Source organism: Rhodococcus sp. MEB032, from assembly GCF_030208925.1.
GTDB lineage: Bacteria > Actinomycetota > Actinomycetes > Mycobacteriales > Mycobacteriaceae > Rhodococcus_F > Rhodococcus_F qingshengii.
The window spans coordinates 1-12,517 of record NZ_JARVSY010000023.1; the positions used below are offsets into that span (position 1 = coordinate 1).

At 63.6% G+C, this 12,517-nt stretch carries 13 protein-coding genes; 7 read left to right on the plus strand and 6 right to left on the minus strand.

Annotated features, from left to right (window positions below; all coding sequences use genetic code 11):
• From QRN54_RS21270 to QRN54_RS21280, 3 genes are all read right to left on the minus strand, one after another.
• Window positions 1-1,045 (minus strand): Ig-like domain-containing protein (locus tag QRN54_RS21270; protein WP_285183025.1); only part of this gene is annotated, 1,045 nt, incomplete at its 3' end.
• Window positions 1,046-1,381: 336 nt separating this feature from the next.
• Window positions 1,382-2,635, minus strand: a complete 1,254-nt coding sequence (gene serS, locus QRN54_RS21275) for a serine--tRNA ligase (RefSeq protein WP_007736032.1) — start codon at window positions 2,633-2,635, stop codon at window positions 1,382-1,384.
• Window positions 2,636-2,700: 65 nt separating this feature from the next.
• Window positions 2,701-3,096 carry an ankyrin repeat domain-containing protein gene (locus QRN54_RS21280; RefSeq protein ID WP_285183027.1) on the minus strand — a complete coding sequence of 132 codons (396 nt, stop codon included), beginning with the start codon at window positions 3,094-3,096 and terminating at the stop codon, window positions 2,701-2,703.
• Between the two features lie 70 nt (window positions 3,097-3,166).
• Between QRN54_RS21280 and QRN54_RS21285 the strand changes: the two genes are divergently transcribed.
• The 6 genes from QRN54_RS21285 to QRN54_RS21310 all read left to right on the plus strand — a co-directional run bounded on the left by QRN54_RS21285 (window position 3,167) and on the right by QRN54_RS21310 (window position 9,336).
• A complete protein-coding gene (locus tag QRN54_RS21285) occupies window positions 3,167-4,273 on the plus strand; it encodes a septum formation family protein (protein WP_285183028.1) in 1,107 nt (368 codons plus the stop codon).
• A 3-nt stretch (window positions 4,274-4,276) separates the two neighbouring features.
• On the plus strand, window positions 4,277-4,627 hold the full coding sequence (locus tag QRN54_RS21290) for a metallopeptidase family protein (protein WP_007736028.1): 351 nt from the start codon (window positions 4,277-4,279) through the stop codon (window positions 4,625-4,627).
• Between the two features lie 134 nt (window positions 4,628-4,761).
• The gene (locus QRN54_RS21295) at window positions 4,762-5,061 is read left to right on the plus strand and encodes a PE family protein (RefSeq protein WP_003945399.1); all 300 of its coding nucleotides are present in this window, start codon (window positions 4,762-4,764) and stop codon (window positions 5,059-5,061) included.
• Window positions 5,062-5,121: 60 nt separating this feature from the next.
• Window positions 5,122-6,375, plus strand: a complete 1,254-nt coding sequence (locus QRN54_RS21300; protein ID WP_283551503.1) for a PPE domain-containing protein — start codon at window positions 5,122-5,124, stop codon at window positions 6,373-6,375.
• Window positions 6,375-7,193 carry an ESX secretion-associated protein EspG gene (locus QRN54_RS21305; protein WP_285183030.1) on the plus strand — a complete coding sequence of 273 codons (819 nt, stop codon included), beginning with the start codon at window positions 6,375-6,377 and terminating at the stop codon, window positions 7,191-7,193. The genes QRN54_RS21300 and QRN54_RS21305 overlap by 1 nt, the downstream gene beginning before the upstream one ends.
• Before the next feature lie 40 nt (window positions 7,194-7,233).
• Window positions 7,234-9,336, plus strand: a complete 2,103-nt coding sequence (locus QRN54_RS21310) for an acyltransferase family protein (protein WP_065351767.1) — start codon at window positions 7,234-7,236, stop codon at window positions 9,334-9,336.
• Between the two features lie 9 nt (window positions 9,337-9,345).
• Here the strand turns inward: QRN54_RS21310 and QRN54_RS21315 are convergent, their stop codons facing one another.
• From QRN54_RS21315 to QRN54_RS21325, 3 genes are read right to left on the minus strand one after another with little or no spacing between them, the layout of a single operon-like run.
• Window positions 9,346-10,014 (minus strand): histidine phosphatase family protein, encoded by a 669-nt coding sequence (locus QRN54_RS21315; protein ID WP_058038060.1) that lies wholly within the window; start codon window positions 10,012-10,014, stop codon window positions 9,346-9,348.
• Window positions 10,011-10,925 (minus strand): prephenate dehydratase, encoded by a 915-nt coding sequence (gene pheA, locus QRN54_RS21320; RefSeq protein ID WP_285183031.1) that lies wholly within the window; start codon window positions 10,923-10,925, stop codon window positions 10,011-10,013. Before pheA ends, QRN54_RS21315 begins: the two co-directional genes overlap by 4 nt.
• 31 nt (window positions 10,926-10,956) lie before the next feature.
• A complete protein-coding gene (locus tag QRN54_RS21325) occupies window positions 10,957-11,595 on the minus strand; it encodes a hypothetical protein (RefSeq protein ID WP_007736015.1) in 639 nt (212 codons plus the stop codon).
• 139 nt (window positions 11,596-11,734) lie between these two features.
• Here QRN54_RS21325 and QRN54_RS21330 point away from each other — a divergent pair, with 139 nt between their 5' ends.
• Window positions 11,735-12,514: a DUF2470 domain-containing protein gene (locus tag QRN54_RS21330; protein WP_003945406.1), complete on the plus strand. Its 780-nt coding sequence runs from the start codon at window positions 11,735-11,737 to the stop codon at window positions 12,512-12,514.
• Window positions 12,515-12,517 lie beyond the last annotated feature (3 nt).

The window sequence follows — 12,517 nt, forward strand, 5'->3', positions numbered from 1 at the left end:
CAGCAGCATCGAACGCGTGCGACAGAGTCGCAACACCACCAGTCACCGTCACCGGTGAACCGATCGCCGTGCCGTTCGACTTGAACTGCACCGTGCCGACAGCATTGTTTGGAGCAACCGTCGCCGTCAGATCAACCGCCGTACCTGTGATGGCAGTAGCCGGAACCGAGAGTGACGTCGTGGTCTCGACATCGACCGGAGCCGAAGCAATGCTGATTGTGGCGAGCGGGCCCGCGCCCGCGTTCAGGTTCGCATTTCCCTTTGCATCGCGCGGGCTGCACCTGGTCGGCGCCCATTGCGTGCCACCAAGGAAACTGGCGCGAGCCAGCTGAGTATTGAAATTCTTGTCGTCGCCGTAGTTGGCGGCAGTACCAGCCGTTCGAATTGTCGGTTGAATTACGCCAGATGCGCCTGCGACCATAGTCACGTCTATCGCTGGCAACCTGAACCAACTGTCGCCGTTGCTGTTTGTGCTGCCGTCCAAGTTCTTCTTGGTTTTGGGAGCTCGGATGCCACCCTCGCTGTTGGTGCTGTTGGAAGCACCATTCCCAACCACCTGATTACTACCTGAAATTCGCAGGTAAGGACCGTTTGCGTCCTCGACACCCGCATCACTGATTCGAATAACAGAGGGCGCAACACCATCGAGGTTGAACGAAGTCCCCGCAACGATTGTCGCGCTGACGAAGGACGCGTTGCTCGGCAGCGTGAAGTCGTTCTTCAAGCGCGACAGGTTGGTCGTCGTCGCACCTGAATCAGAGTTTGGGTAAGAGGATGCATTTGTCTGCATCCGGAAGGTGAATGTTTCTCCGGGAGAGACTGTTTCGGGAGCATCAACTGTAACGGAACTGGTCGTCATCTTGTCGACGGTGAGCACGGACTTCGCCTGACACGCAGTCTGAAAGGTCGTCGTAACAGGCGCCGCGGACGCGGGCGTGCCGACCAGCAGCATTCCGGCGACCATGGCGGTTCCGGTTATGGGCACGGCGAATCGCCGCAACTGAGAGATTTGGGGCATGGGCACTTCCTTCGGAAGGGCAAACATGAGCAGTGGATTCGGACAAAACGTGTGCGCGCCGTCACAACATAACGAAAAAACTAGTACGTGTACTACTTTTGGCAAGACACTTGTCCAATTCACCCCGGACTCACCCTCGTATCACCAGACGCGGGATGGAAAAGCAGGGTATGGAAACTCGATTGAACGCAAAACTATCGCCAAAGCGGCCCATCAACAACGCTTTTGGTGGTCACCGCGCCAATCGGCGGGAAAAAGTTGATATTTCGTCAGTTCAGAAAAAGTTCCAAACCTACCAGTACGAAAGTACGAAAAGGGCCGCGACGGAGTCCGTCGCGGCCCTGATTGTGTTGGTTCAGCGTGTCAGCGAAGCACATCCGTGCCGACAAACGGCACCAATGCCTCGGGCACTCGCACCGAGCCGTCGGCCTGCTGATGGTTCTCGAGAATCGACACGATCCAGCGCGTCGTAGCCAAGGTGCCGTTGAGAGTGGCGGCCGTCTGCGGCTTGCCGTTCTCGTCGCGGTACCGAACTCCGAGGCGGCGGGCCTGGAACGTCGTGCAGTTGGACGTCGATGTCAGCTCGCGGTAAGTGCCCTGCGTCGGGACCCATGCCTCGCAGTCGAACTTACGCGCAGCCGAAGAACCGAGGTCTCCGCCGGCGACGTCGATCACGCGGTACGGAACGTCGATGGCTGCCAACATGTCTCGCTCCCACCCTAGGAGACGCTGGTGTTCGGCGTCGGCGTCCTCGGGACGGCAGTACGTGAACATCTCGACCTTGTCGAACTGATGGACACGGATGATGCCGCGGGTGTCCTTGCCGTAGCTTCCGGCCTCGCGGCGGAAGCACGAGGACCAACCGGCGTAGCGCTTCGGGCCTTCGTTCAGTTCGAGGATCTCGCCCGAGTGGTAGCCGGCCATGGGTACCTCGGAAGTTCCGACGAGGTACAGGTCGTCATCTTGCAAGTGGTAGATCTCGTCCGAGTGAGCACCGAGGAAGCCGGTACCCGCCATGATTTCCGGACGTACGAGCACCGGCGGAATCATCATCGTGAATCCGTTGGCGATCGCCTTCTGCGCAGCCAACTGCAGCAGTCCGAGCTGGAGCATGGCCCCGTAGCCGGTCATGAAGTAGAAGCGCGAACCCGAAACCTTGGCGCCGCGTTCCATGTCGATCAGGCCGAGCGACTCGCCCAGCTCGAGGTGATCCTTCGGCTCGAAGTCGAACTTCGGAATCTCACCGACGTGTTCGAGAACGATGTAGTCGTCCTCGCCGCCCGCCGGCGCACCTTCTTGTACGACGTTGGAAATCGCGCGGTGTGCGGCGTCGAGCGCGGCCTGCGCCTCGTGCTGCGCGGCCTCGGCTTCCTTGACCTTTGCCGCCAGTTCCTTGGAACCTTCGAGCAGTGCGGGACGCTCCTCCGGAGATGCCTGTCCGACCTTCTTGCCGAAGGCCTTCTGCTCTGCACGGAGGTTGTCTCCGGTCAGAACGGCAGCGCGTCGGGACGCGTCGGCTTCGAGCAGAGCGTCGACCAGTCCTGGATCTTCTCCACGGGTGCGCTGCGACTCGCGGACGATTTCGGGGTTCTCACGGAGAAACTTGAGGTCAATCACGACTTCGAACTTTACCCACTCACTGCAGCTCTCCGACGGTCACGTCCACGTCGGAGAGGGAGAGATCACGATTCGAGCAGACTCAGGTAGTCCTCGCGTCCGAACATCCGAGCCGCGTCGACCGCCGTCGGGTGTCCACCTTTCGGGTCGGCTCCCCCGCTCACCAGCGCTTTCACCACCGCATCCTCGCCCTTGAAGACCGCCCCGGCAAGGGGCGTCTGGTTCTTGTCGTTGGGTCGGTTGACGTCGGCACCGCGCTCGATCAGGGCAACGACGGCGTCAGCGTGACCGTGGTACGCCGCCAACATGACGAGCGTGTCGCCACTCTCGTTGGTCAGATTGACGGGAACTCCGGCATCGACGTACGACGCCAGCCCGGCTGCGTCACCGGTTCGCGCCATGTCGAAGAGCCGGCCCGCCAGCTCGACAGCCTCGGGATCGAATGGGGTGTTTTCGCTCATGACTACAAAATACTCACAGACGCGATTGTGAGTTTTGTAGTGAAGGTTCGATATCGCCACGGCAACAGGCATGATGGAATCGATGTCCGAAGACAAGATCGAGAAGTCGCCAGATCCGGTCGATCCCCAGGGGACGCCGGCGAAGAAAACTGTCTCCGCGAGTCGCACCCGTCGGGTCCTGGCTGCTGTGGCGGTAGGTGCGGTGGTCGCCGCGATCGCAACGATCGCGATTTCCGGTGGATTGAACAAGGACGACTCGTCCTCGGTCAGTGTCAGTGGCGGCGGTCCCGCAGCGACGGGATCGACTCGCGACGACGCCTTCACCGCGGCTGCGGCCGGCGACTGCCTCAACTGGACGCCTGCGACCGAGTCGGGCGGAGACCGCACGGACATGTCGAAGGTTCAGTGCGGAACTGAACACCGCTTCGAGGTAGCCGGACCACTCGACCTCTCGGTGTTCCCGGGCGCCGAGTTCGGCCCCGGTTCCCGGTACCCGGGCGCCCTTCGATTCGCCGAACTACGCGACGAGCACTGCACACCCATCGTCATGTCCTACCTCGATTCGAAATTCGATCCCAAGGGCAAGTTCAGCGTCGGCTTGATGTTCCCGAGCGAATCGGGTTGGGCTTCGGGCGAGCGCGCACTGCGTTGCGGGTTGCAGTTCTCGACCACGACCGGCGAGCTACAACCGTTCGTTGGCCGCGTGGCGGACCAGGACCAGTCGAACGTGTGGGACGTCGGCACGTGCATCGGCATCAACCAGAACCTCCCGACCGATCCGGTCGATTGCGCGAAACCGCATGCATACGAGGTTATTTCGGTGATAGACCTCGGCACTCAATTCCCGGGCGCAATGCCGTCGGTCGAAGATCAGGACCGCTATCTCGAGGGCGTCTGCACTCAGGCGTCCAACGAGTACCTTGGTTCCGCAGACGCGCTTCGCGACAAGACGCTGACACTGTTCTGGGACAACATTTCACTGGAAAGCTGGTTGGCCGGCAGCCGCCGAGTCAATTGTTCGATCGGCAAAGAGGTCGAAACCGGCGGGTTTGCCGCGATCACCGGAAGCGCCAAGGGCGACATCCTGATCAACGGCGCCGCTCCGGTCCCGCCACCCGCTGCACCGGAAGGTCGGTCGTTGCCGACGCCGTTGCCCGGCGCAGCTCCGCCGTCGTAAGCCATGACGGTAACTATGACGCCCGACCGGTTCGAGGAACTGGTCGGCGAGGCGCTCGATCTGATTCCGCCCGAACTTGCCAAGGCAATCGACAATGTCGTGGTGCTTGTCGAAGCACGTGACGAGGAAGAGCCGGGGCTGCTCGGTTTGTATCAGGGCGTCGCTCTGACCGAGCGGGATTCTCATTACGGTGGGTACCTGCCGGACACGGTCACTATTTTCCGCGATTCGATACTCGACATCTGCGCATCCGAGGACGAGGTTGTTCACGAGGTTGCCGTGACCGTCATCCACGAGATCGCGCACTACTTCGGCATCGAAGAAGACAGATTGCACGAACTCGGCTGGGGCTGAGTGCAAAGTCGTCCGATTTCGGGGGGAACCAAAAGCGGGCGGTAGGCATCAAAGTATGTGCGGGGGGATATCGACGGCTGTGCGCACGGCCTCCCGACCACTTATCCGCCCTGGTCAGGAAGGAGTTCGGCACTATGCACGTCGACCCTCAAGCCCTAGTTGCCGCCGCAATGGAACTCGAGTCTGCGGCGACGCGATTGCGCGGAATCGTCTCTACTGCGCAGCCGACGCTACGCGTTCTCCCAGCCGGATCCGAGGAAGTGTCCGGTAGCGCGGCAAATTACTTCAACACCATCTCGGGCAGCCTTGCCTCGTCCACCGATCGGGCAATCGAGGAGCTCACCGCGGCTGCGGCAGCTCTGCGCAAGAATGCAGCTGCCTACGAGCTCGAAGACCAGCTCACCAAGTCCAGCCTGGCAGCCGCACCGATCTGATCGACAGAAATCGAACTCGGTAACTCGGCAACACAGTCACACTTCCTGGGGGGAAGAACAATGGTCGGCATCACCGGCGTCATCTGGTATCCACGGGGCGCAGCACCCAACTCCGCAGCACTGGTCGCCGGAGCCGGGCCGGTCCCTCTCGGCGTGGCGGCCGGGGCCTGGTCCACCGTGTCGTCCGGACTGACCGACACCGCTGCATCAATCTCTCGCGTGATGGCGGACCTTCGCACCGGGTGGTCCGGAGAAGCAGCGGATGCCGCATTGAGCAAATTCGCACCGTTCCAGGAATGGGCTGCTGCTGCCGCGTTGCTCGCGGGAGAAACCGCAGGTAAAGCCCAAGTACAGTCCGGTTCCTACACCTTCGCCACCCTGGCCATGCCGTCGCTGGCGGAGATCGCGGCAGTTCAAGCGGCAAAGGTCGCCGCGTACTCCATCGGCGGTGCCCTGGTCGGCGGTGCCGCCGCCGCCGAGGCTGCCGAAGAAGCTCTCAAAATTCGAGCGGCGGTGACAATGGAAACGTACGACGCCGCAACGGCCCATCTGGCCGTGCAGCAGAACTTCGACTCACCACCGTCCATCGCGGAACCCACAGCTGGGGCATCCGCTTCGGCCGAAAGCCCAGGCAGCGCCGCACGACAGTCCGTCGTGCAAGCGGCATCCACGCTCGCTGACGCAATCGCGGATCCCGTGCGCGCCGCCACCGCTGCTGTCGCATCCGTAGTTTCCAACCCGGTATTTGCCGCCGTTGCCTCACAGGCCGGTGCCATCTCCGGTGGAGTTGCCACCGCAGCCAGCGCCACCACCACCGCAGTCACAGGCGCCACCACTGCCGCATCAGCTCTCGCGACGGCAGGAGCAGGACTCACCGGACTGGGCGGCGCGGGACTCGGCGGCGCAAGACTCGGCGCTTCCACACCATCACTGTTCGGCACCCCGTCGGCAAGCCGGGCACCGGCACAGGTCAGCGCAGCATCCGCGACTACCGGAACCGGAGCAATCGCGGGCTCGTCGTCGAGCAGCAGCACCGGCCGGCACGCTCTTCCTGATCCCTCCACCGGCCAGAGCGTCACACGCCAGAACCCCGTGACCTCGCCGGTTCAGGGCACCGCGGATACCGTCAAGGTGGATCCGGCCCGAACCGCAGGCGGATCTGCGCCGATCGCCGGCGGCCGTCATGCGGCCCAATCTGAAGACGAGACCGAGCACGACACACCCGATTACCTGAAGCACTTCGAGCACTTCGCCGACGGCCGAACAGTCATCCCGTCCGTGATCGGTGGCGCACTCGAAACTGCAGAGCATTGATGGTGGACCTCGGCACCTCACCTGAGGGGTGGAATTTACCTGTCGTCGCCCTGTCACAGGACGAAATCGACTATGTACGTGAGCGACTCGGACTCGATGCGCTTCCCGTGGTTCTCGGTGGCGCGACGGTTCACGGCAGTGCGAGCGCTCACCGTACGGCGATGCAGTCCGCGGCAGATTCACTCTCCGAGCGCGATCTCCTCCCCGGCGGGGAGATCCATCACGACCTCAGTGCCCGCCTGCGCGTCCTGACCCACCCCAAGTGGGAGTTGGCGCTGCGTCGGCATGTCGGCGGAAGCATTTCACGCCTCTGCGTCGCGCAGGGCGAATTCCTTTGTGTCGAAGCGACTTCAACTGATTCTTCGTTCGCATTGCGCAGCGTCACCGCCGAACCGACTGCACCCGTTGTCACCGCGCTCGGCAGCGCCGAAGCAATGCCGATTGCCGTGATCAACGCACCGACCGAGATGCTCAGCCTGGCATTCGGCGCCGGCCCGGATGCAGGCAGCGTAACCTCGGCCTTGATCAACGCCGGAACACCCGAAGACGACGCGCGCCAACTGGGTAGCGCAATCGTCACATGCACCGCCTTCGCCGAATTGGTCGGAATACCACACAGTTTGGGATCGACGACGCTCATGACCGGCGCAGTGACTGTGTACGACACCTTGTCGGGTCGGCTGGTCGGTTCGACCACTCGGGCCGCCGACGGCACCGAATGGACGTCCATCAGTTCCGGAACATCCCATCGCCTCCGACAAGCCGTGAACGCTCTTTTAACGGAACTCGAGGAATCGGCGCCGGAGACTTCCGGGTAACCTCGGGGCGTCCCTTCAACGCCCGGAGCCTTACTTCAGCATGCAGTTCTCGCGTCAACCGTCGTCACCGGGCGAACAAGGCTCGGTCGCCACGATCGACCGGCCGAACGAAGAACGGGCAACAACACCGCACCGACAAGACCTGAACGGACTGCGTGGCCTCGCCATCGGTTTGGTGGTCGTATTCCACGTCTGGTTCGGACGGGTATCGGGCGGGGTGGACGTCTTCCTGGTTCTGTCCGGATACTTCTTCGTCGGCTCACTGGTTCGACGCGCCGAAGCCGGGGGTTCACTCAACCCGGTCCCGGCACTGCGGCGGGTGTTTCTGCGGCTGTTCCCCCTGATCGCGGTGGTCAGCATTTTGACCGCACTGGGGACCGCGTTGCTGCTGCCACGCACACGCTGGGCCGATCTGGGCGATCAACTGATCGCGGTGCTCGGGTTCTTCCAGAACTGGCAGCTCGCCAGCACCGCAAGCGACTACCTGGCCGCCGACGGCTCGGTCACTCCCCTGCAGCACCTGTGGTCGATGGCCGTACAAGGTCAGTTCTATCTCCTGGCCATCGCACTGGTCTCCGTGATCGCTTATGTCGCTTCACGCGTGAATCCCAACTATTTCCGCCCGTCACTCGCGGTCACCCTTCTGGTTCTGACCGCAGGATCTTTTCTCTACGCACTCGCCAAATCTTCGCGTCACCAAGCCTGGGCGTACTACGACTCCGGCGCCAGGTTGTGGGAATTGGCCCTCGGTGGTCTGCTGGCCGTTCTGATGACCAGCACACGCAGTCGGCAGATCGCATCCCTGCCGTTCTCGGTCAGAGCAACGATCGGCTGGGCGGGGCTTTCGTCGATCCTGTTGTGCGGCATAGTGCTCGACGGCGCCCAGCAGTTCCCCGGCCCGTGGGCGCTGGTGCCGGTGCTGGCCACTCTTGCGCTGATCCTGTCCGGAGTCGGCGACGACACGCCTTGGACGTCGAAGACGCTCGCCCATCCGGCACTGACGTGGCTCGGCTCGTTCGCATTCGCGCTGTACCTGATTCACTGGCCGATTCTGGTGTTTGCACTCGTGATCACCGGACGCCCCGAAGCCGGCCTGCTCGGTGGGGCACTGATCATCGCCCTCTCCGTCGCGGGGGCGCTTGCACTCCGGCGCCTGATCGAGGTTCCGGTGGAACGTGGAGGCCGCTCGCGCCGGTACACCGTCCTGGCATGCGTCGTCACCGCTGCCGTGGTCCTCGCCGCTTCGGTCGCCTGGCAGTCGTACGCGAGCAGCCAGACGACGGGCCAGCGGGCAGTCGACACCCTCGACCTCTTGACCCATCCCGGCGCACTCGCGCTCACCGACGGTGCCGAAGTACCCAAGGCGTCGATGGTTCCCTCGATCTTCGATGCGCCACTGGACCTTCCGGCCAGTACGCTCGACGGCTGTATCGCCGATTTTCTCGAGCGGGACGTCGTCCACTGCACCTACGGCGACGCCGACGCCGACAGAACCATCGCCCTCGCAGGTGGTTCGCACTCCGAGCACTGGCTCACTGCGCTCGACGAACTCGGCAAGAGTCACGGGTTCCGCGTCGACACGTATCTGAAGATGGGCTGCCCGCTCACCATCGACTCCATGCAGACGTTGTCGGACAACGACTATCCGGATTGCGTCGACTGGTCGCGTGGAGTGCTGACCGAGTTGGCCGACGCCTCACCCGATTTCGTGTTCACGACGGCAACCAGGCCGAGTTCCGACGGCCCTGGCGACGTGACGCCCGAGTCTTACGTACACGTGTGGGAGGAACTGGGGCGCGACGGTATCGACGTACTCGCCATCCGCGATACCCCGTGGCTGCACCACGACGGCGTCGCCTACCGCGCGATCGACTGTCTGGCGACAACCACGTCACCCGATCACTGCGCGATGCCACGGTCCGAAATGCTCAGCGACGTCAATCCGGCGCCGTCGGCGATCGGCGATCTGACCAACGTCCGTCTACTCGACCTCAGCGACGGCGTCTGCGGACCGGAGTTGTGCCGCGTCGTGGAGGGAAATGTGTTGGTGTATCACGATTCCCACCACCTGACAGCCAGCTACGTGAGCACGCTGTCCGCTGAACTCGGGCGCCAACTCAGCGTCCAGACCGGTTGGTGGTGAAGCCGACCGTCAGCCCATCACGTCGTCGGCACCGGGGATGAGTCGATGCTCGAACGGCGGGTTGACGGTTCCCCAGCGCAGGCACTCCCAACCGCCGTCGACCGAAGGCAACAGTTCGACGGTCTCGGTGTTGGCCAAGTGGTTGTTGGCTGCGAACAGACCGGGGACACCGGCAAGCTGGGCTGCGACAAGACGGATCGCCGCACCATGACTGACCACGACGATGTCGCCGCCGTCTCGTGAGCCTTCGAGAAATTCTTCGCGCAACGAATTGACGACGGGGACGTACCGCTCCAGGACGTCGTATCCCGTTTCACCACCGGGGATGCGAGCGCCGAGGTTGCCGGTGTGCCAGTGATGGAACGTCTCCATGAACAGTCGGTGCGCGGCCTCGTCGGTACGATCTTCGAGGTCACCGGCCTGCACCTCGTGCAATCCGTCCCGCACATCCAGAGTGACACCGGCGGCCTGCTCCACGAAACCTGCGGTCTGCCGGGCACGCAAAGCCAACGACGATACGAGTGCCAGCGGAGGCGCCGAAGCCAGGCCGATGCCCAACGTCTCGGCCTGCGCCAACCCTTCCGGCGTGAGCTTTGCTCCGGGTAGTGCGGTGTCGAGACGTTTGGCGACATTCGCCTCCGTCTGACCGTGCCGAACGAGGATGAGCCTTCCGGTCATCGTTCTCCCCCTCCATGCTTGAGTTCGCCGATCCACCGAATCGCTTCTTCGTCCGAAGGAGGTTGTGGCCCGGTCGAATTCGCTGTCGCCCACGACCCCAGGAAGCGGACTCCGGATTTACGATGCAGCGCACGCATCGCCTCGGCCACCAGCGAGTCCTCGACGTGTCCGACGCAGTCCACGAAGAACCGGTACGTGCCCAATTCCGTTCGCATCGGCCGTGATTCGATCCGAGTCAGGTCGATACCGCGAGCGGCGAATTCGGAGAGTGCACGCACCAGGGAGCCGGGAGCGTTGTCGAGATGAAGCACCAGCGCGGTGCGATCGGCACCGGTCCGCGCCGGAACCGGGGCCGGCTTGGTGACCAACACGAAACGTGTGCGGGCGCCGCCTACATCGGCGACGTTGTCCGCCAGGCTGTCGAGTCCGAGCATCTGACCTGCCAAAGCCGTGGACACACCGGCGTCGACGGTTCCGGCCTGCACATCCAGGGCCGCACCGGCGTTGGACGACGCCAACACCACCTCGGCCTGGGGCAGGTTCTCGGCGATCCATCCGCGGACCTGCGCGCCCGCATGCGGGTACGCGCCGATCGTTCGGACCTGATCGGCGGTGGTCCCGGCCCGAACCAGGATGGAGAAACTCACGTCCAGATCGGTTTCGGCGACGATCTGCAGCGGAGAACCGAGAGCGAGTGAATCGAGCGTCGGAGCTACGCCGCCTTCCACCGAGTTCTCGAAGGGAACCACGGCTCCGTCCACGGAACCGTCGCGAACCATGTCGAGAGTCGCCGGTGGACTGCCGGCCGGTACTCGCTCGACGGTTTCGCCGAACGCGCCCTCAGCCTCCAACTGGGCGAGAGCTATCTCCGTGAAGGTTCCCGACGGACCGAAATACGCGATTCTTGGCACGCCTAAAAGATTACGCACCGACCCACGCCGGTCACTGCAAACCCGCGGCACGCAAAGCCGTTTCCACTGCAGGCAGATCCGCGACCTCGATCGTGAGCAGCACCTCACGCATGGCCGACGCGGCTTCGGGGATCAGCGCGGCAAGTTTTTCCGGCTTCGGATCGACCATCGCGGCGCGCACGTCGTCGCCGCGCAGTGCAGCGACGGTGCCACACAGCAGGGCGATCACCTCGTCGCCGTCGGCCGCGCGGGCTACGAAACCGACGGACTCGTGCGCGAGTACCGCCAGGAAATCAGCCACTTCGGTGGGCGTAAGACCGGCGGCGAGTCCGGGGATCCGGCCACCTTCGCACAGACGCAGCGCCGCTTCGGCGGGTGTCAGATCCTCTTCGCCGCCGTCGACATACACAGCGAGCGGAGCGGGCAGGCGCAGCGCGATCGCGTCGTCGATCTGGTCGGTGGTGACGTCGACGTCGAAACGGACGGCCTCGTACGACGCTTCCGTGTCCGCACGCAGTTCTTCCGGATCGATATCGAGACGGACGACAACCCGGCCTGCTGCTTCGCCACCGATCAGAACCGACGCCGGAACAACCGGGAGAAAGAGTGCTTCGAGGAGTCCGCGCGAGTTTCTCGGGGCGGGCAGCCCGAGTGAGAGAGGAATGGCCACAGACAAACCGTAACCCCGGCGCAGGCGGCGGATTCCACGCGAGTTGCGCAAAAGTCTTGCGATTCACACCGAAGCGCCTTAGGTTAGGGTTACCTCATCATCCGATGGAGTTCGAGAGAACACCCGCCAAGGGGGCAGCATGGCAACGAAGACCAGCACCGGCCCGTCCACCGCCGAACGCGTCCGCAGCGCCTGTGTGCGCGCACAAGACGCAGTTCTCGCCATCGAAGGCAGCGATCCCACCGTCACGTCGGTGCATCACCTGCGTTCGAACGGTGACGTCGTCGTTGCAGTCCCACATGCCTCCGCTGCTGCGGCTCTGGCCTGGAACTCCGGCGGCGGCGGCCTGCCTGCCGTCCTCGAGATCACCGATCACGCACCACTGCGGCTGCGTGAGCCCGTGCGCTCCCTCGTGTGGCTTCGCGGCTCGTTGCACGCCGTGCCCGACTACGAGGCACGCGTTCTCGCCGACGACGTCGCATCCGAACATCCACACCCGGGGCTCCTCGACATCGGCCACACCTCGGTCCTCCTTCGCTTGAGCCTGGCCTCGGCTGTAGTCGCTGATTCAACGGGGGCAGAACCCGTCGCCGTGGACGAACTGCTGAACGCCAGCCCCGATCCCTTCTGGGAAATGGAGACCGCATGGCTGCAGCATCTCGACGAAGACCACCGCGACCTCGTGGACCTGCTCGTGCGCAAGCTTCCCCCGTACATGCGCACCGGACGCGTTCGCCCACTCGGCATCGACCGCTACGGACTTCGCCTGCGGGTCGAGGATCACACCGGTGACCGCGACGTGTGGATGCCGTTCGCCAACCCCGTCGACGACGCTCCCGCGCTGAGCCGCGCCATCCGCATGCTGGTCGGGTGCCCTTTCCTCAACGGCCTCCGATCGGGCGGCGCATCAAACGGCTAGCGT